The organism is Streptomyces coeruleofuscus, from assembly GCF_039532725.1.
Lineage (GTDB): Bacteria > Actinomycetota > Actinomycetes > Streptomycetales > Streptomycetaceae > Streptomyces > Streptomyces coeruleofuscus.
The window spans coordinates 215,423-234,668 of record NZ_BAAASE010000001.1; the positions used below are offsets into that span (position 1 = coordinate 215,423).

A 19,246-nucleotide genomic window follows, 5' to 3' on the forward strand; every position below is an offset into this window, starting at 1 on the left:
GCACGCACGTGTATTGCGCCCCGAATCCCGAAGCGGGCACTTCGACGCCAAATTCCCATGCCCTGTCACGGACTTGGCGCCCGGCGTGCCGTCCTCCGGCGTCCTTGCGAACGGTGTGCAGATTGGCTGGAGGTTCGGATTCCGCTCCGTCAGGCCGCCGCGGCCGGCTGCATCAGCCGGGCCAGCAGGTCGTCCAGGGTGACCAGGCCGGTGAGCCGGCCGGCGCTGTCACGGACCACGGCCAGGGAGGACCGGCGGCGGCGCAGCACCTCGATCGCGTCGGCGACCGTCGTCGCCTCCGTCAGCTCGGGCACCGGACGGGCCAGTTCGCGGGCGGTCGTGGCCCGCCCCCGGGCCCGGGCGACCAGGGCGTCACGGGCGTGGACCGAGCCCAGGACGGTGCCGTTCTCCCGGACGAGCAGCCGGGTGCGGTCGAGGCCGGCGGCCAGCCGCAGCAGCGCCTCGACGTCCGTGCCGCCCTCGACCCAGGTGAGCTCCGCCGCCGGGATCCGCAGCGCCGCGACCGGGGTCTCCGGCTCGGTCAGCGAGCGGGTCAGCAGCTCCGAATCGGTCGCGCTGATCAGGCCCAGCCGCTCGGACTCCGCCACCAGGTGCGTCAGCTGCTCCCGGTCGTGCGCCGAGGCCAGCTCGTCGCGCGGGGCCACCCGGCACAGCCGTACCAGCGCGTTGCTCGCCGCGTTGAGCAGCCGGATCAGCGGCCGTACGGCCCGCACCACGGCCCGGAACGGCGGGGAGAGGAGCATCGCCGAGCGCTCCGGGTGGGCGATCGCCCATGACTTGGGGGCCATTTCACCGACCACCATGTGCAGGAACACCACCACGGCCATCGCCACGGCGAACGCCACGCCGTAGCTCACGGCACTGGGCAGGCCCAGCTCGTGCAGCAGCGGGTCGAGTTCGTGCGAGATCGCCGGCTTGGACACCGAGCCCAGGCCCAGGGTGCACACGGTGATGCCCAGCTGGGCGCCGGCCAGCATCAGCGACAGCTCGCGCATACCGGCCAGGGCAGCCCCGGCGCCCCGCCGCCCCTCGGCCGCCGCCTTCTCCATGCGGTGCCGTTTGGCGGCGACGAGCGCGAACTCGGCCGCCACGAAGAAGCCGCTGCCGATCAGCAGCAGCACGGTCACGAAGACCGCCATCGGGAAACTCACGCCATCTCCTCGGCTTCCGCTGCTTCCTCGGCGTCCACGAGCGGGCTGATCCGTACCCGGTCGGCCACGTGCCGGTCGAGCGTGCGGACGTCGATCACGGCGCGCCCGCCCCCGGGCAGCTCGACCTTGACCCGGTCGCCGACCGTCGGGAAGCGGCCGAGCCGGTCCACGACCAGGCCGGCCACGGTGTCGTAGTCGTCGTCCTCCGGCAGCCCGACACCGGTGGCCTCCGCCACCTCGTCCAGCCGGCGGCCGGCGTCCACCAGCCAGCCGTCGCCGTCCGCGACGGCGAGGAGGGTGACCTTGTCGGACTCGTCGGCGATGTCGCCGACCAGCTCCTCGGCGATGTCCTCGTACGTGACGATGCCCGCCACGCCGCCGTGCTCGTCGAGGACGACCGCGAACTCGTCGTCCAGCTCCCGCATCCGGTTCACCGCGTCCGGCAGCGCGAGCGTGTCCGGCAGCAGCAGCGGCCGCCGGGCCACCTCACCGGCGCTCGCCACGGCGAGGCGGGCGGCGGGCAGTGCCATCAGCTCGCGCACCCCCAGCACGCCCGCGATGTCGTCCGGGTGGTCGCCGAGGACGGGGTAGTTGGAGTGGCCGTGCTCGGCGATCAGGCCGACCGCCTCGTCGGCGCCGGCGTCCTTGCGGACGAAGACGGCGTCGGCGCGCGGCACCATCACCTCGTCGAGGGTGCGCTCGGAGAACTCCAGCGCGTGGTCCAGCAGCGCGGCGGTGTCCTTGGGCAGCGCGCCCCGCTCGTGCGACTCGCCGATCAGATGGCCGAGCTCCTCCAGCGTGGCGCCGTGATGCAGCTCCTCGACCGGCTCGATGCCGGCCTTGCGCAGCAGCTTGTTCGCAGCGCTGTCGAAGACGCGGACGGCAGGGCCGACGACCTTCAGATACGCCAGCGTCGACGGGGCCAGCGCCTTCGCCAGCCGCTCCGGCACGGCGATCGCGAGGTTCTTCGGGGCCAGCTCGCCCAGCACCATCTGCACGACCGTGGCCAGGACGAAGGCCAGCGTCACGGAGACGCCGCTCACGGCAGCGTCGGGCAGGCCGAGCCCGGACAGGGCGGGCCTGAGCAGCGCGGACACCGACGGCTCGGCGATGAAGCCGACGACCAGTCCGGTGACGGTGATGCCGAGCTGCGCGCCCGACAGCATGAACGACAGCCGCTCCAGCACCAGCAGGGCGCGGGCGGCCTTCTTGTCCCCGGCCTCGGCCTCACGCGCGAGGGTGAGCCGGTCGGCGGAGACGTAGGCGAACTCCTGGGCGACGAAGTACCCGGTGCCGGCGGTCAGCACGAACACGGCGAGCAGGCCCAGGAGGGCGTTCGCGGCACTCATCCCACACCATCCCGCCGTGTGCCGCGATCACTGATGTCGTGGCGGAATGGTCGGGGACTGTGCCCCGGAGGGTCCGTCGATCTGGCGGACAACAAGTGGCTCCTTATACGTGGTGTGTCTCCGGGTCAACGCCCGTCGGCGCGCCCGTGTTCCCGGATTCTACGACGGTGTAGAGAACGCCGCCCGGGGCGCCGGACCAACCTCCCTCAGTCCGCGCGGGACTCCTCGGCGAGGTCCGGCACCAGCGCGGACAGCGCCTCACGCTGGTCCGGGCCCATGATGCGGGCGAGCGACCGCGTCACCGTCTCGGCGAGCGGGCCGGAGGCCTCGGTGAGGAGCCGCCGGGCCTTGTCGGTGAGGGCGACCTCGACGCCGCGCTTGTCGCCGCACACCGACCTGCGGCTGACGAGGCCGGCGTGCTGGAGGCAGGCGATCTGGTAGGTGAGGCGGGTCTTCGGGCGGCCCAGGAGCTCCGCGACGCGCGTCATCCGCAGGCCGCCCTCGGGCTGCTCCGCGAGCAGGCACAGGATCAGGAACTCGTCGTGCGAGACGTCCAGCTTCTCCTTCACGACCGCGCGCAGCCGCTGCTCCACCGCCCCCGTCGCGGCGAGCAGCAGCATCCAGGCGCGCAGCTCCGCCGGCAGCAGTCCGCCGCCCTTGGCGGACGGGCATTCAGGCAGGTCGGCGGAGTGCTCCTGGTGGTCGGCCATGCGTCCCAGCGTACCTGTCGTCCAAATTTGGAACAGGGGTTGTTCAATTTTGGACGAGCCGCTAGCGTGCAGTCATCCAAATTTGAACGACAAGAGTGGAGAAGGATCATGACCGTCGCCGTGGAAACCGGACTGTGGCAGCTCGACACGACCGCCTCGACCGTGGGCATCCAGCACAAGACCATGTGGGGCCTGGTCACCGTGAAGGGCACCTTCGGCGCGATCGGCGGCTCGGGCGAGGTCCGGCCCGACGGGTCCGCCGTCGGCACTCTGACCTTCGACATCGCCTCCCTCGACACCAAGAACGCCAAGCGCGACACCCACCTGAGGTCCGCCGACTTCTTCGACGCCGACCACCACCCCGAGATCACCTTCGCGGCCCGCAGCGCCGAGCTCCGCGACGGCGACCAGGTGCACGTCGTCGGTCAGCTCACCGTGCGCGGCGTCAGCAGGCCGCTGTCCCTCACCGCCCGCCTGAAGGACGGGGACGCCACGGGACTCACGCTGGAGACGGACTTCACCGTCGACCGGGACCAGTTCGGCATGGGCTGGAACCAGCTGGGCATGATCCGCGGCCTGACCACGGTCACCGCGAACCTGCGCTTCGTCCGGGCCATCGGCTGACGCCCCGCGGCGGTGTCAGCCCGTCCGGCACACCGCCTGCTGCACATCCGTGCTCGACAGGGTCTGCGGCGACGCCGTGAACGCGCGCAGGCGGATCCGGACACCCGGCCGGGGCACGGTGAACCGGCCCTCGGGCGGCCGGAGTTCATAACGGGCGGTGCTGTGCGCGGGCAGGGTGCGCGGACCCCGGACGATCCGCCAGTACGGGTCCATGCCCTGGCCCCTCGTCAGGGTGAAGTGCGGGGCGAGGGCCATGGCGTCCGTGTTGGTGACCTGGAGGGTGAGGCGGGAGACGGTCGCCGGGGCGGGGTGGCGGACTCCGACGACCCGCATGCGCAGGGGCGGTGCACCCGTGGCCGCCACGGCGGCACCGGCCGGCGCGGGCATGAGCAGCAGCACCATCAGGGCGATCCGGACCGGGCGGCGCCGCGGCCCGGACAGCAGGCGCGCACGGGGCTGCCACGCCCCGGCGAACGCCGACGCGGGAGCGGTGACGGCCGCCGCCAGCCACAGCGGCGTCATCAGCAGGTAGTAGCCGTCCTGCGAGCGGGTCGCCAGGTAGAAGGCGCACCAGGGCAGGACGGTCGCGGCCGGCCCCAGCCGACGGACGAACAGCACGAACAGCACGAGCAGGCCGGCGAGCAGCAGCAGGCTCGCGGAGGAGTACCAGTCGAGGCGGTCGCTGCCGTCGGTCAGGTACAGCGAGACGTCCACCGCGCCCTGCCCGTGCAGCACCGCGCCCTGCGTCAGCGGCAGGGTGATCCCCGTCAGCCAGGGGCCCGGCTCGCCGGCGACGAAGTAGGTGTTGACGAGGAGCCACACGGTCGCCGCGGCCCCGGCGAACCGCAGCACCACCAGTGCCGCGGCCCGGCCGCCCAGCTCGCCGCGCCGCACGGCGTAGATCCCGGCCAGCAGGAACGGCACCAGGAACCAGGGGAGTTGCTGTGCCGCGCACGCCGCCCCCAGACACGCGGCCCGTGCCAGCCCCACCGCCCCGAGCCGCCCGCCCGCCCCGGTACGCGGCCAGCGCACCACCACCGGCACCAGCAGGGCCAGGGCCACGATCGCCGGGTAGCCGAGCCGCGCGTACGACGGCAGCATCCCGAAGCCCAGGCACACCATGGTCGCCGCCGACCGCCACGGCGCCGGCAGCATCCGCCACAGCACGACCGTGCCGGCGACCAGCGCGCCCGTGCTCACCGCCGTCGCCGGGGCACCGCCGTGGCCCAGCCACAGCAGCGGCACGGCCAGCAGCGGGGCCAGCGGCGGATAGCCGTAGGTGAGGTCGTAGCCCCCGGTCACCGTCGGGGTGAGGGCCACGCCGTGGCCGAAGAGCCAGGGCCACGGCTGCCCGTACACCGGGTGCCCCGCGGCCACTTCGCGTGCCGCCTGGGTGGTGAGCAGAGCCTCGTCGGAGCCGTGGTGCAGCACGGTCCACGCACACAGGGCGAGCGTCACGCCCGTCACCAGCACGCACAGGTCCACCCGGGCCAGCGACCGCTCCCGGCGGACGACCAGGGCCAGCACCCCGGACGCCAGGATCGAGGCGTAGCACGCCGAGATCACCACGGCCACGGCCGGCCGGTGACCCGCCGCCGTCGCCCACACGGCACGGGTGCCGATCAGCAGGCTGATGTCGGCGAGCAGGGTCAGGACGCGGTGCCACTGGGCCGGGGGCGGCGGCCCGGCCGCCGCCGACTGCGTGCGCGGGCCGGGCACCACCAGTGCGGTTTCTGCCGAGTACACGCCGCAGGACGCTAATCGCCGCAGGTGAGGCGGGCCCGGACGGCGGTGAAGAGACGGGTGTGAGGCGAGTAAGGAGCCGCCGCATGCTCAGGAACCGCCGTGCGCCGAGGAACCGTCCGGAGTCGCCGCCCGCTCAGTACACGTCCCGTACGTACCGCTTGTCCGCCGCCAGTTGCTTCACGTACGCGGCGGCCTCCGCCTCGCTCAGCCCGCCGTGTGCCACCGCGATGTCCCGCAGGGCCCGGTCCACGTCCTTGGCCATGCGGGAGGCGTCACCGCAGACGTAGAAGCGGGCGCCGTCGTGCAGCCAGTGCCACAGCTCCGGCCCGTGCTCGCGCATCCGGTCCTGTACGTACACCTTGTTGCGCTGGTCGCGGGAGAAGGCGGTGTCCAGACGGGTGAGGGTGCCCTCGTCGAGCAGAGCCGTCAGCTCGTCCTCGTAGTAGAAGTCCGTCGCGCGGTGCTGCTCGCCGAAGAACAGCCAGTTGGGGGCACGGTGCCCGAGGGCCCGCCGCTCCTGGAGGAAACCGATGAACGGCGCGACGCCCGTGCCCGGGCCGACCATGACCATCGGCGTCGACGCGTCGGCCGGGGGCCGGAAGTGCGGCGAGCGCTGCACGAACACCGGCACCTCGGTGTCCGCCCCGGCGTCGGCGAGGAACGGCGAGCACACCCCGCCGCGCTGACGTCCGTGCAGGTTCTCGTAGCGCACCACGGACACCGTCAGGGACACCCGCTGCGGATCGACCAGCGGGCTGGACGATATGGAGTACTGCCGCGGCTGGAGCTTCCGCAGCACCCCGGCCCACTCCCCGGCGCTCGCCCGCACCGCGAACTCGGCGATCACGTCCACGGCCTGCCGCCCCCAGCACCACTGCGCCAGCCCGTCCTTGTTGTCGGGCCGCAGCAGCCTGCGCAACTCGTGCTTGTCCCGGGCGCGTTCGGCGACGAACCGCAGCAGGTCCGGAGTGATCCTAGTGATGTCGAGGTGCCGGGCCAGCGCCTCGGCGAACGGCACCTCGCCGGCACCGGCCACCTCGACGGCCGTCCCGCCGTCCAGCCCGGTCACCGCCAGCCATTCGGCCACGAGGTCCGGTGCGTTGACCGGCCGCACGCCGAGCGCGTCCCCGGCCTCGTACGCCAGGTCCGTCCCGCTGGTGTCGAAGGTGAACCGCCGGACCTCCTTGCCCGCGCCGGGCCGGCTGAGCAGCCGGTTGCCGACGAGCCGGACGACCGTGGCGGCGGGCTTCGGCCGCGGCTTCGGCTGCGGTTCCGGTCGCGAGGCCGGGGAGCCGGCGGGGGCGGCGGCCGGACCGCCCAGCGCCGAGAGCACGTGGTCGAGCCAGGCCCCCGCGGAGTCCCCGTAGTCCGGCTCGCAGTCCGTACGCGGGGCCAGCCGCACCCCGCCCAGTTCGTCGAGCCGCGCGTCCAGCCGGCGCCCGTGCCCGCAGAAGTCGTCGTACGAGGAGTCGCCGAAGGCCAGCACGGCGTACCGCACCCCCTCCAGCCGCGGGGCGCCTTCGCCGGAGAGCGCGTCCCACAGGCCGGTGCCGTTGTCGGGCGCGTCGCCGTCCCCGAAGGTGCTGGTGATGAAGAGCAGGTCCGCCGTGCGGGCGAGCGCGGTGACGTCCGCCTCGTCCATGCCGACGAGGGTCGTACGGTGCCCGGTCGCGGTCAGCCGCTCGGCCGTGGCGGTGGCGAACTCCTCGGCGTTCCCCGTCTGCGAGGCCCACAGCACCACGACCTCGCGGCCGGACGGCTCCCTCGCGGGGGCGGCCGGCGGTGCCGAGCGCGAGTACATGCCGGCGAGGACGCCGTTGACCCACAGGGCGTGCTCGGGGGCGAAGGGCGCGTCGGGCGGGAGCACCGGAACGCCGGGGGCGCCCGAGCCGAGCCCGGCGAGGAAGCCGGTGAGGTACTGGCGTTCCTGTGCGGACAGGACCGGGGGAGGGGAGGGCTGGAGGCCGAAGGGGTCGGTCCCGGCGGGGGTGACCGTCGTCGGCGTCAGAGCCCCGGCCGGTCCCTCGCCCACGGCGCTCGCGGCCTCGTGCGGGGACGCGTCTCGCGAGGGCGTCGCCACCTTCGCCAGCGACACCGCGCACACCTTGAACTCCGGCTGGAACGACAGCGGATCCACCGCGTCACTCGTCACGGCGTTGATGCTCAGGTACTCGCCGAACAGGTCGTTCCAGTGGAACGGCGCGAAACAGCAGCTCGGCCGCACCCGGTCCGTCACCACCGCCGGCAGCACGGCCCGCCCGCGCCGCGAGGCGACCTCGACCAGATCGCCCTCCGCGACCCCCAGCTCCTCCGCGTCCTGCGGATGGAGCTCCACGAAGGGCCCGGCGTTCAGCTTGTTGAGCTTGGCGACCTTCCCGGTCTTGGTGAGCGTGTGCCACTGGTGCTGCACCCGCCCGGTGTTGAGCACGAACGGATAGTCGTCGTCCGGCATCTCGGCGGCGGGCAGATGCGGCCGGGCGAAGAAGACGGCACGGCCGCTCGCCGTCGGAAAACGCAGCCCGTCCTCACCCACGTAACGGACGGGATTGCGCTCCGGACCGTCCTCCCGCGCGGCGGGCCACTGCACGGGCGTCCGGCGCAGCCGCTCGTAGGAGACACCGCGCAGGTCCCACTGCGTCTTCGGGTTGTGGAACCGCCGGATCTCCTCGAAGACGTGCTCGGCGCTGTCGTACGAGAACCCCTTCTCGTACCCCATCGCACACGCGACCTCCGCGATGATCCGCCAGTCGGCCATCGCCTCCCCGGGCGGATCCGCGGCGGCCCGGGTCAGCGTGAGGTTGCGCTCGCTGTTGACGAAGACGCCCTCCGCCTCGGTCCACATCGCGCCGGGCAGGACGACATCGGCGTACGCGTTCGTCTCGGTGTCCGCGAACACGTCCTGCGTGACCACGAACTCGGCGGCCTCCAGGCCCTCGATGACCGTACGGCGGTTGGCGACCGAGGCGACGGGGTTGGTGCAGATGATCCAGCAGGCCTTGATCTCCCCGTCGGCCATCTTCCGGAACATCTCGACGGTGCCCTGCCCGGCCCCATCGGCCCGCAGCGTCCCCGGCGGCAGCTCCCACACGTCCTCGGTGAACGCCCGCTCCTCGTCCACGAGCACCGACCGCTGCCCCGGCAGCCCCGGGCCCATGTAGCCCATCTCGCGCCCGCCCATGGCGTTGGGCTGCCCGGTGAGCGAGAACGGCCCGGCGCCCGGACGGCAGATAGCGCCCGTCGCCAGATGCAGGTTGACCAGGGCGTTGGTGTTCCAGGTGCCGTGCGTGGACTGGTTCAGCCCCATGGTCCAGCAGCTCATCCACTGCCGGCCGGCCTCGCCGATCAGCCGGGCGGCCCGGCGGATGTCGTCCTCGGCGAGCCCGGTGATCTCCGCGACCGCCGCCGGGGCGTAGTCGGCGAGGAATCCGGGCAGGGCCTCCCAGCCCTCGGTGTGGGCCGCGACGAACTCCGGGTCGGTGTGGCCGTCCGCGTGCAGCAGGTGCAGCAGACCGTTCAGCAGCGCGAGGTCGGTCCCCGGCCTGACCTGGAGGAACAGATCGGCCTTGGCGGCGGTCGCGGTCCGCCGTGGATCGACGACGATCAGCTTGGCGCCCGCCTTGACCCGCTCCATCATCCGCAGGAAGAGGATCGGGTGGCAGTCGGCCATGTTGGAGCCGATGACGAGGAAGACGTCCGCCTGGTCGAAGTCCTCGTACGAGCCGGGCGGCCCGTCCGCGCCCAGCGACAGCTTGTAGCCCGTGCCCGCGCTCGCCATGCACAGCCGCGAGTTCGACTCGATCGCGTTCGTCCGCACGAACCCCTTGGCCAGCTTGTTCGCCAGGTACTGCGCCTCCAGGCTCATCTGCCCGGACACGTAGAAGGCGACCGCGTCCGGCCCGTGCGCGTCGACGACCGCCCGCAGCCGCGCGGCGGTCTCGGCGATCGCGTCGGCGACGGGCGAGGGCACCGGCTCCTCGCCCCGGTCGCCGCGGACCAGCGCGGTGGTCAGCCGCCCGGGCGCGGCGAGCATGTCGGCCGTGGTCGCGCCCTTGGTGCACAGCCGGCCCGCGTTCGCCGGGTGGGCCTTGTCACCGGACGCCTTCAGGACCGTGCGCCGCCCGTCCGGCCCCATGCCGACGTCGAGCACGAGACCGCAGCCCACACCGCAGTACGAGCAGACGGTGCGCACCTGCTCCGTCTCCTGCTGCGGCCGTGGCGTCGTGGTCATGCCGTCGACGGTACGAATTCCCCGTTACGCAGGTGTCACATCGCTTGATCACCAGCAGTTACGCCCGTCACACAGCCGCGTTCCGGCCGTTGTGAGGTGCATCGACGTGGCGGAGCGTGTCGCAGTTGGGCCGAACGGGTGACCGTGCGCAAGAATTGGCCGATGGAGACAGCCAGCGCGAGCCAGGACGGAGCATGCCGGTGAACAGCCACGATGTCACCGACGAACAGTGGGAGGGGCTCGCCCAGGTCGTGCCGCTGCGGGGCCGGGACGCCTGGCCGTCCTCCGTCGGCCACCGGTCCATACCCGAGGCCGAGACGGAGACACGGCGCCGCTTCGTCGTGCTGCGTGTGAACGTCTTCGCCGACGCCCGTGACGTCGCCGAAACCCTGATGGCGGGTGTGCCGGTGCTGCTCGACCTGACCGGCGCGGAGACGGACGTCGCCAAGCGCGTCCTCGACTTCAGCACCGGTGTCGTCTTCGGTCTGGCGAGCGGAATGCACCGGGTGGACCGCAACGTGTTCCTGCTGACGCCGGCGGGGACCGAGGTGACGGGACTGATGGAGGGGATCGGGGTTCCCGGGGTGTGATGTCGCCTTCGGTGTGACGTCGCCGGGGTGTGACGTCCTCTGGGGGCCGGGTCGCCCGATCGTAGGAACCCCCGGGAGACGGAACGGTTCGTCCCGTGAGCGGAGTCCTACGGTCCGGACATGACCCAGCCCCCCGCTCCCACGCCCCCCGCTCCTCTCACCTCACTCGTGCGGCCGCGCATCACCGAGCTGCGGCTGTCCGCCTTCGCCGGCCACCGCCGCGCCGCACTCCCGCTCGGACCGCTCACCCTCCTCGCCGGTCCCAGCGGCTGCGGCAAGTCCAGCGCGCTACGGGCGTACGAGGCGCTCGCCCGGCTCGGGGGAGGGGCGACGCTCGGCGAGGCGTTCCCGGACCCTGGCGCCTGTGTCCCGGAGCGGGCCCGGCCCGACGCGCAGCGCCGCCGGGGCTTCCGCATCGGCTGCACGGCCGACGGCCCCGCCGGCCCGGTCCGGCTCGATGTCGCCGTGCAGGCCGAGCCCCGACTGCGCGTCGTGGGGGAGCGGTTGACGGCCGGCGAGCTGGTGCTGCTGGAGACCGCCCTGCGGGACCCCGGGAAGCGGGCCGTGCAGGCCGCCTGGCACACGGCCGGGCCGACGCCGGTGACCCGTGGCCCGCTGCCCGACGACCGGCTCGGCACCGCCCTGCTGCCGCTGCGCGTGGCCGGCCGGACGCCCGGGCAGCGCAGGGTGCTGGCCGCCGCCGAGCAGATGGTCGTCGCCCTGCGCTCCGCCTTCGCCTGCGATCCCGACCCCGGCCGGATGCGCGGCCCCGTACCGGCCGGCTCCGGGCGGCTCCTGAGCGGCTGCGGGAACCTCGCCGACGTGCTGTTGCGCACCCGCGCCGAGTGCGGACACCGGCACGCGCAGTTCATCGCCGCGGTACGGGCCGGCTGCGCCGGGCCGGTGGCGGACGTGCTCGCCGAGTCGCCGGCCGACGGGACGGTGCGGGCGGTGCTCGACCGGGGCGACGGCGTCCGGACCGGGCTGCGGCGCCTCGGTGACGGCGAACTGCGGTACATCGCCCTGGCGTTGGTACTGCTCACCGGCCCCGGGGTGCTGGAGGTCGACCCCGCCAGCGAGGTGCCCGCCGCGCTCCAGACGCTCACCGTCCTCGCCGACGGCTTCGACCGGAACCTGGACGTACGGCAGCGGCGGGAACTGCTGCGGCTCGCGGTCCGGATGTGCGAGCGCGGTCACATCCGGCTGCTCGGCGCGGTGAGCGACGTGTCGTGGGCCGCCGGGACCGACGGGGTCACGGTGGTACACCTTGAGCCGTGACAGAACCTCTCGACGTGGCGAAACTGCAACGCCGGCTGGCCGAGTTCGCGGCCGCGCGGAACTGGCAGCCCTACCACACCCCCAAGAACCTGGTCGCCGCGCTCAGCGTGGAGGCGTCCGAACTGGTCGAGATCTTCCAGTGGCTGACGCCCGAGGAGTCGGCCCGTGTCATGACCGATCCGGACACCGCGCACCGGGTCACGGACGAGGTCGCCGACGTGCTCGCGTATCTGCTCCAGCTGTGCGAGGTGCTCGGCATCGACCCGCTGGCCGCGCTGGACGCGAAGATCGATCGGAACGAGCGGAGGTTCCCGATCTAGGAGCCCCACAGTCCACTTGTACTCTGCGTAACCAAAGTGCGGCCCGAATCCGAATTGTTGTCCGCAGATTTCCGTCTTCCTCTGGCTTTTCGTCTCACACCCCTTCACTCTGGGTAGTGAACAAGGGAGTCGGGCGGACGGACGCGCGGAGCGCGTCGGACAGGACGGGGGCAGCGCATGGACGCGGTGCGGCTCATCATGACGAGCAGGCGGTCCCTGGCCGCGGGCGGCGACGTGCCGGGGATCCTGGCCGAGGTGTGGCAGGCGCAGGCCCTCGCGCAGGCGATCGGAAGCCGCCTCGCGGTCGCCGGCCCGCCCGAACTGCGCGGAGAGGCACTGGGGTTGACGGAGCTGGCGGGCCGCGGCTGCGGCGTCCTCGACCCGCCCGAACTGGCCCCCGGTGAGCTGCGGGCGGGCCAGCTCACCGAGTTGGGCGACGCCCGCCACACCCTGATGTACCTCGGCGGTCTCCTCGGAGAGGTCGGCATCGCCCTCGTGGGCCTCGCCTGCGCCGCGGACGACGAGGGCACGTACTGGCAGTGCATGGAGGCCATCGACGCGGCGGACGAGTCCCGGGACCGCGTCCTGGAGATGCTCCGCAGACTCGCGGACCGGGAACAGGTGGTACCGGAGAGGGAGGCGGGGTAGCGGCCACGGCGAACCGCCTCTGGCTGCCAGAGACCGGCTCCGGCCGACCCTGACCGGCTTCGGCTACCACGGACCGGCTCCGGCCGCCACGGACAGGCTCCGGCCAACGCAGACCGGCCCCGGCCGCCCCCCGGGGGAGCGCCTCAGCCGACCTGCTCCTCCTCGCTCGACCTCCGGTCGGTGTCCCCCGCCGCCTGGAGATCCGCGTCCAGCGCCGACAGGTCCGCGTTCAACGCCGCCATCAGCTCCTCCATCTGCTGCAACAGCCCTTTCGGCTGCCCGGTCCCGCCCTGCTGCGGCACGGTCTCTTCGGACATGACGGCCTCCTCGGCCCCTGGCCCCCCGGGGAGGCCGACGCGGGTGACGCCCCGGCGCTCACCGGCCGGTGCGGAAGCCGGGGGCTCCGGCTCCGCCCGAGCCAACGATCACCAACGGGGCCGGTCACTGGCCCGGTCACGCGGGACCCGCGGTATGGACGTAATTTCACCCGACCGGGGACCGGGCGGCACGGGGGTCCGATCGTGTCGTCCCACGGCCCGGCGTGCAGGATGGGAAGCATGGACCTTCGCATCTTCACCGAGCCCCAGCAGGGGGCCACCTACGACACTCTGCTCACCGTGGCCAAGGCCACGGAAGAGCTCGGCTTCGACGCATTTTTCCGTTCCGACCACTACCTCCGCATGGGCTCCGTGGACGGCCTGCCCGGCCCCACCGACGCCTGGATCACGCTGGCCGGACTCGCCCGCGAGACCAAGCGCATCCGGCTCGGCACCCTGATGACCGCCGGCACCTTCCGCCTCCCCGGCGTGCTCGCCATCCAGGTCGCGCAGGTCGACCAGATGTCCGGCGGCCGGGTCGAACTCGGCCTCGGCACGGGCTGGTTCGAGGAGGAGCACAAGGCCTACGGCATCCCGTTCCCCAAGGAGAAGTTCGCCCGCCTCGAGGAACAGCTGGAGATCGTCACCGGCCTGTGGTCGACGGAGCTCGGCAAGACCTACGACTTCCACGGCACCTACTACGACCTCACGGACTCTCCCGCGCTGCCCAAGCCCGCACAGGAGAAGGTCCCCGTGCTCGTCGGCGGCCACGGCCCGACCCGCACCCCGCGGCTGGCCGCCAAGTACGCCGACGAGTTCAACATGCCGTTCGCCTCCGTCGAGGACAGCGAGCGCCAGTTCGGCCGGGTGCGCGCCGCCGCCGAGGAGGCCGGCCGCAAGGGCGACGACCTGACCTACTCCAACGCCCTCGTCGTGTGCGTCGGCCGGGACGACCAGGAGGTCGCCCGCCGGGCCGCCGCGATCGGCCGCGAGGTCGACGAGCTGAAGCTCAACGGCCTGGCCGGCTCCCCGGCCGAAGTCGTCGACAAGATCGGCCGCTACGCCGAGGTCGGCGCCAGCCGCGTCTACCTCCAGGTCCTCGACCTGGACGACCTCGACCACCTGGAGCTGATCTCGTCGCAGGTGCAGTCCCAGCTGTCGTGAAACCGTACGCAGGATGAGCAAACCGTACGCAGGATGAGCGTCCGGCGGACCGACGCGGAGCGCGGTCCGCCGGACAGCCGTCCGTCACGGCTTGCGGCCCACCCCCACATAGAGGGGGATCTCGTCGTCCCCGTCGCCGCCCACGCGCTGTTCACCGAGCTCGGGATGCCACCGAGCGGCCAGGACCACCCCCGGCTCCACCAGCTCAAGGCCCGTGAAGAACGCCGAGAACTCGGCGTGGGAGCGCACCTGCGCCGCCGTCCCGCCCTTGCGGTACACCTCGACGACCCGCTCCCAGGTCTCCGGGTCGAAGTCGCCCGTCGCGTGCGAGAGCGTCAAGCAGCTTCCGGACGGCAGGGGTTCGAGCAGCTCGCGGACGATCCGGCCGGGCTCGTCCTCGTCCCCCACCAGATGCAGCAGGGCCACCAGGGACAGCGCGACCGGCTGGGTGAAGTCCAGGGTCTCCCGCGCCGCCGCGATGATCTTTCCCGGTTCCCGTACGTCGCCGTGGACGTAGGCGGTCTTTCCCTCCGGCGTGCTGTGCAGCAGGGCCTGGGCGTGCCGGAGGACGATCGGATCGTTGTCCGCGTACACCACCCGGGCCTGCGGGACGATCCCCTGGACGATCTGGTGGAGGTTCGGCTCGGTCGGAATGCCGGTGCCGATGTCGAGGAACTGCCGGATGCCTCGCCCGGCCAGCAGCCGGGAGGCGCGGTGCATGAACAGGCGGTTGGTCAGCGCCATTTCCCTGGCGGCGGGGAAGAGGGATATCACCTGCTCGGCCGCTTCCGCGTCGACCGGGTAGTTGTCCTTCCCGCCGAGGTAGTAGTCGTACATGCGTGCCGAGTGGGGTCTGCCGGTGTCGATCTGTCCCGCACTGGTCCCGGCCTCTGTCACGTGAGCCCTCCGCATCTCCGCGTGCGTGGGCGCTCCTCCTGAATCCCCCTCGAACGCCCGGTCGATCGTGAGGCTAGCGAAAATTCCCGGGTGCTGCCGGTGATGGCTCTGTACGGTGGGCGTATCCGCAGTTCAGACCACTGATCAAAGGTCGATCCACCGTGTTCCTGACCATCACGACCACCGGCACCCCGGAGCGCCCCGCCACCGAACTCGGCTTCCTGCTGCACAAGCATCCCGAGAAGGCGCAGGCGTTCTCCACGTCCTACGGCACGGCCCACGTCCTCTACCCCGAGGCGGACGCCGAGCGCTGCACGGCGGCGCTGCTGCTGGAGGTCGACGCGGTGGCCCTGGTCCGGCGCGGCAAGGGCAAGGGCCGGGGCGGCGCCCCGGACGCGGCACTCGCGCAGTACGTCAACGACCGCCCGTACGCCGCCTCCTCCCTCCTCGCCGTGGCGCTGAGCGGCGTGTTCTCCAGCGCGATGAAGGGCGTCTGCAACGCCCGGCCCGAACTGCCCGGCGTACCCCGGCCGTTGCGCATCGAGGTGCCTGCCCTGCCCGCCCGTGGCGGCCCGGGGCTCGTACGGCGGCTCTTCGAACCGCTGGGCTGGACGGTCACGGCCGAGCCCGTGCCGCTGGACACCGAGTTCCCGCAGTGGGGCGACTCGCGCTACGTCCGGCTCGAACTGGAGTCCGCGGACCGCACCCTCGCCGAGGCCCTGCGCCACCTCTACGTCCTGCTCCCGGTCCTGGACGACGCCAAGCACTACTGGGTCTCCTCCGACGAGGTCGACAAGCTGCTGCGCGCCGGTGAGGGCTGGCTGCCCGGCCACCCGGAGCAGAAGCTGATCACCAGCCGCTACCTCTCGCGCCGCTGGTCGCTGACCCGGCAGGCGACGGAGCGGCTGGAGCTGGTGCGGCTGGCCGAGGCGGACGACAGCGAGGTCGAGGAGATCGACAACGCGGTCGAGGCGGAGACCGAGACCGAGGAGCGGCCGACTCCGCTGGCCGTACAGCGCCGGGAGGCGATCACCGCCGCCCTCAAGGCGTCCGGAGCCGCCCGGGTGCTCGATCTCGGCTGTGGCCAGGGTCAGTTGGTGCAGGCTCTGCTCAAGGACCCGGCGTTCACGGAGATCGTGGGACTGGACGTGTCGATGCGCGCCCTCACCATCGCCTCCCGCCGGCTGAAGCTGGACCGCATGGGGGAGCGGCAGGCCGCGCGCGTCAAACTCCTCCAGGGCTCGCTCGCCTACACCGACCAGCGGCTCAAGGGATACGACGCCGCCGTGCTCAGCGAGGTGATCGAGCACCTCGACCTGCCCCGGCTGCCCGCCCTGGAGTACGCCGTGTTCGGTGCCGCACGGCCCCGGACGGTCCTCGTGACGACCCCGAACGTCGAGTACAACGTGCGCTGGGAGAGCCTCCCGGCCGGCCACGTCCGGCACGGCGACCACCGCTTCGAGTGGACTCGCGCGCAGTTCCGGGCCTGGGCGGAGGCGGTGGCCGAACGGCACGGCTACGGGGCCGAGTTCGTACCCGTCGGCCCGGACGACCCGGAGGTGGGACCGCCCACCCAGATGGCCGTGTTCACACTGACGACCCCGAAGGAGGCGAAGGCGGCATGACCGACGCACGCGAGGGGCGCGTCCTGCCCGTCACCGACCTCTCCCTGGTGGTCCTCGTCGGCGCCTCCGGCTCCGGCAAGTCCACGTTCGCCCGCAGGCACTTCAAGCCGACCGAGATCATCTCGTCCGACTTCTGCCGCGGTCTCGTCTCGGACGACGAGAACGACCAGAGCGCCACCAGGGACGCCTTCGACGTCCTGCACTACATCGCGGGCAAGCGCCTCGCCGCGGGCCGCCGTACCGTCGTGGACGCGACCAGTGTGCAGCCCGACGCCCGCCGCCAGCTCGTCGAGCTGGCCAGGCGGTACGACGTCCTGCCGATAGCCATCGTGCTCGACGTGCCCGAGAACGTGTGCGCCGAGCGCAACGCGGCCCGCACCGACCGCGCGGACATGCCCCGCCGGGTCATCCAGCGCCACATCCGCGAACTCCGCCGCTCCCTCAGGCACCTGGAGCGCGAGGGCTTCCGCAAGGTGTACGTCCTGCGGGGCGTGGAGGACGTCGAGCAGGCCACCGTCGTCACCGAGAAGCGCTTCAACGACCTGACCCACCTCACCGGCCCCTTCGACATCATCGGCGACATCCACGGCTGCTCCGCCGAACTGGAGTCGCTGCTCGACAAGCTGGGCTACACGGACGGGGCCCACCCCGAGGGCCGGACCGCCGTCTTCGTCGGCGACCTGGTCGACCGCGGCCCCGACAGCCCGGGCGTGCTGCGCCGCGTGATGGCGATGGTGAAGTCCGGCAACGCCCTGTGCGTGCCCGGCAACCACGAGAACAAGTACGGCCGGTACCTGCGCGGCCGCAAGGTCCAGCACACCCACGGCCTCGCCGAGACCATCGAGCAGATGGCGGGCGAGAGCGAGGAGTTCGCCGCCGAGGTACGGCAGTTCATCGACGGCCTCGTCAGCCACTACGTCCTCGACGGCGGCCGGCTGGTCGTCTGCCACGCCGGGCTGCCCGAGAGGTACCACGGCCGCACCTCCGGCCGGGTCCGCAGCCACGCCCTGTACGGCGACACGACCGGCGAGACCGACGAGTTCGGCCTGCCGGTGCGCTACCCGTGGGCGGAGGAGTACCGGGGCCGGGCGGCTGTTGTCTACGGGCACACCCCGGTTCCGGAGGCCACCTGGCTCAACAACACCATCTGCCTGGACACCGGCGCCGTCTTCGGCGGCAAGCTCACCGCGCTGCGCTGGCCGGAGCGCGAGCTGGTCGACGTCCCCGCCGAGCGGGTCTGGTACGAGCCGGCCAGGCCGCTGCGCTCCGAGGCCCCCGGCGGGCAGGACGGCCGCCCGCTGGACCTGGCGGACGTGCGGGGCCGCCGGGTCGTGGAGACCCGGCACCAGGGCCGGATCTCGATCCGCGAGGAGAACGCGGCCGCTGCCCTGGAGGTCATGAGCCGCTTCGCGGTGGACCCGCGGCTGCTGCCGTACCTCCCGCCGACGATGGCCCCGACGGCCACGAGTCACGTCGACGGCTACCTCGAGCACCCGGCCGAGGCCTTCGCACAGTACGCGGCGGACGGTGTCACCCGGGTCGTGTGCGAGGAGAAGCACATGGGCTCGCGTGCGGTGGCCCTGGTGTGCCGCGACGCGGAGACGGCCCACAAGCGCTTCGGTGTGGACGGCCCCACCGGGTCCCTGTACACCCGCACCGGCCGCCCGTTCCTCGACGACGACACCCTCACGGAGGAGATCCTCGACCGGGTGCGCACGGCGATCGGCGAGGCCGGCCTCTGGGACCACCTGGAGACCGACTGGCTGCTGCTCGACGCCGAGCTGATGCCCTGGTCGCTGAAGGCGTCCGGGCTGCTGCGGTCGCAGTACGCCGCTGTGGGCGCCGCGTCCGGCGCGGTGCTCCCGGGCGCGCTGGCCGCGCTGGAGGGTGCGGCGGCACGGGGCGTCGACGTGACGGGACTGCTGTCCCGCACCCGTGAACGGTCCGCCGACGCCGCCGCGTTCACCGAGGCGTACCGCCGCTACTGCTGGACCACGGACGGCCTGGACGGCGTCCGCCTGGCACCGTTCCAGATCCTCGCGGTCCAGGGCCGCAGCCTCGCCGGACTGCCGCACGACGAGCAGCTCACCCTGCTCGACCGGCTCGTCGAGCACGACGGCAGCGGCCTGCTCCAGACCACCCGGCGGCTCTACGTCGACACGGGCGACCCCGAGTCCGTCCGGGCCGGTGTCGACTGGTGGCTGGAGATGACCGGCCGCGGCGGCGAGGGCATGGTGGTCAAGCCGGTCGGCGCTGTGGTCCGCGACGGCCAGGGGCGCCTGGTGCAGCCCGGCATCAAGTGCCGCGGCCGCGAGTACCTGCGGATCATCTACGGCCCGGAGTACACGCGCCCGGAGAACCTGGCCCGCCTGCGCTCGCGGTTCCTCAACCACAAGCGGTCCCTGGCGATCCGCGAGTACGCGCTCGGTCTGGAGGCCCTGGACCGGCTGGCCGAGGGCGAGCCGCTGTGGCGGGTGCACGAGGCGGTGTTCGGGGTGCTGGCGCTGGAGTCGGAGCCGGTGGACCCGAGGCTGTGACCCGCGGAGCCGACTTCCGGCCGGGGTGCGCCACCGCGGCG

Annotated in this window: 15 protein-coding genes; 8 read left to right on the plus strand and 7 right to left on the minus strand. The window is 72.7% G+C overall.

Annotation, left to right across the window (positions count from 1 at the left end; translation table 11 throughout):
• Window positions 1-149: 149 nt before the first annotated feature.
• The 3 genes from ABFX81_RS00960 to ABFX81_RS00970 all read right to left on the minus strand — a co-directional run bounded on the left by ABFX81_RS00960 (window position 150) and on the right by ABFX81_RS00970 (window position 3,231).
• Window positions 150-1,172 (minus strand): CNNM domain-containing protein, encoded by a 1,023-nt coding sequence (locus ABFX81_RS00960; RefSeq protein WP_086847726.1) that lies wholly within the window; start codon window positions 1,170-1,172, stop codon window positions 150-152.
• Window positions 1,169-2,521 carry a CNNM domain-containing protein gene (locus ABFX81_RS00965; RefSeq protein ID WP_086847728.1) on the minus strand — a complete coding sequence of 451 codons (1,353 nt, stop codon included), beginning with the start codon at window positions 2,519-2,521 and terminating at the stop codon, window positions 1,169-1,171. Before ABFX81_RS00965 ends, ABFX81_RS00960 begins: the two co-directional genes overlap by 4 nt.
• A 206-nt stretch (window positions 2,522-2,727) precedes the next feature.
• Entirely contained in the window at window positions 2,728-3,231 is a 504-nt protein-coding gene (locus ABFX81_RS00970) for a MarR family transcriptional regulator (protein WP_086847732.1), read from the minus strand.
• A gap of 108 nt (window positions 3,232-3,339) precedes the next feature.
• Between ABFX81_RS00970 and ABFX81_RS00975 the strand changes: the two genes are divergently transcribed.
• Window positions 3,340-3,855, plus strand: a complete 516-nt coding sequence (locus ABFX81_RS00975) for a YceI family protein (RefSeq protein WP_086847734.1) — start codon at window positions 3,340-3,342, stop codon at window positions 3,853-3,855.
• A 15-nt stretch (window positions 3,856-3,870) separates the two neighbouring features.
• On the opposite strand, the gene ABFX81_RS00980 is transcribed toward ABFX81_RS00975, so the two are convergent.
• Complete coding sequence (locus ABFX81_RS00980) at window positions 3,871-5,577, minus strand: hypothetical protein (protein WP_428837138.1); 1,707 nt, start codon at window positions 5,575-5,577, stop codon at window positions 3,871-3,873.
• Between the two features lie 157 nt (window positions 5,578-5,734).
• Window positions 5,735-9,829, minus strand: coding sequence for a molybdopterin-dependent oxidoreductase (locus tag ABFX81_RS00985; RefSeq protein WP_086850049.1), 4,095 nt, complete (start codon window positions 9,827-9,829; stop codon window positions 5,735-5,737).
• Window positions 9,830-10,023: 194 nt separating this feature from the next.
• Here ABFX81_RS00985 and ABFX81_RS00990 point away from each other — a divergent pair, with 194 nt between their 5' ends.
• The 4 genes from ABFX81_RS00990 (at window position 10,024) to ABFX81_RS01005 (ending at window position 12,665) form a co-directional block, all read left to right on the plus strand.
• Window positions 10,024-10,419, plus strand: a complete 396-nt coding sequence (locus ABFX81_RS00990) for a cell division protein SepF (protein ID WP_086850051.1) — start codon at window positions 10,024-10,026, stop codon at window positions 10,417-10,419.
• A 120-nt stretch (window positions 10,420-10,539) separates the two neighbouring features.
• Complete coding sequence (locus ABFX81_RS00995) at window positions 10,540-11,697, plus strand: AAA family ATPase (protein WP_086850053.1); 1,158 nt, start codon at window positions 10,540-10,542, stop codon at window positions 11,695-11,697.
• Window positions 11,694-12,017, plus strand: coding sequence for a nucleotide pyrophosphohydrolase (locus ABFX81_RS01000; protein ID WP_086850055.1), 324 nt, complete (start codon window positions 11,694-11,696; stop codon window positions 12,015-12,017). The genes ABFX81_RS00995 and ABFX81_RS01000 overlap by 4 nt, the downstream gene beginning before the upstream one ends.
• Window positions 12,018-12,194: 177 nt before the next feature.
• A complete protein-coding gene (locus ABFX81_RS01005) occupies window positions 12,195-12,665 on the plus strand; it encodes a DUF6099 family protein (RefSeq protein ID WP_086850057.1) in 471 nt (156 codons plus the stop codon).
• A gap of 143 nt (window positions 12,666-12,808) precedes the next feature.
• Here the strand turns inward: ABFX81_RS01005 and ABFX81_RS01010 are convergent, their stop codons facing one another.
• Window positions 12,809-12,982, minus strand: a complete 174-nt coding sequence (locus ABFX81_RS01010) for a hypothetical protein (RefSeq protein WP_346137488.1) — start codon at window positions 12,980-12,982, stop codon at window positions 12,809-12,811.
• 240 nt (window positions 12,983-13,222) lie between these two features.
• Here ABFX81_RS01010 and ABFX81_RS01015 point away from each other — a divergent pair, with 240 nt between their 5' ends.
• Complete coding sequence (locus ABFX81_RS01015) at window positions 13,223-14,146, plus strand: TIGR03560 family F420-dependent LLM class oxidoreductase (protein ID WP_086850059.1); 924 nt, start codon at window positions 13,223-13,225, stop codon at window positions 14,144-14,146.
• 84 nt (window positions 14,147-14,230) lie between these two features.
• Here ABFX81_RS01015 and ABFX81_RS01020 read toward each other — a convergent pair whose 3' ends face one another.
• The gene (locus tag ABFX81_RS01020) at window positions 14,231-15,043 is read right to left on the minus strand and encodes an SAM-dependent methyltransferase (protein ID WP_346137489.1); all 813 of its coding nucleotides are present in this window, start codon (window positions 15,041-15,043) and stop codon (window positions 14,231-14,233) included.
• A 161-nt stretch (window positions 15,044-15,204) separates the two neighbouring features.
• On the opposite strand from ABFX81_RS01020, the gene ABFX81_RS01025 reads away from it, so the two are divergent.
• Complete coding sequence (locus tag ABFX81_RS01025) at window positions 15,205-16,668, plus strand: 3' terminal RNA ribose 2'-O-methyltransferase Hen1 (RefSeq protein ID WP_086850063.1); 1,464 nt, start codon at window positions 15,205-15,207, stop codon at window positions 16,666-16,668.
• Window positions 16,665-19,205, plus strand: coding sequence for a polynucleotide kinase-phosphatase (locus ABFX81_RS01030; RefSeq protein ID WP_086850065.1), 2,541 nt, complete (start codon window positions 16,665-16,667; stop codon window positions 19,203-19,205). The genes ABFX81_RS01025 and ABFX81_RS01030 overlap by 4 nt, the downstream gene beginning before the upstream one ends.
• The last annotated feature ends 41 nt before the right edge of the window (window positions 19,206-19,246 follow it).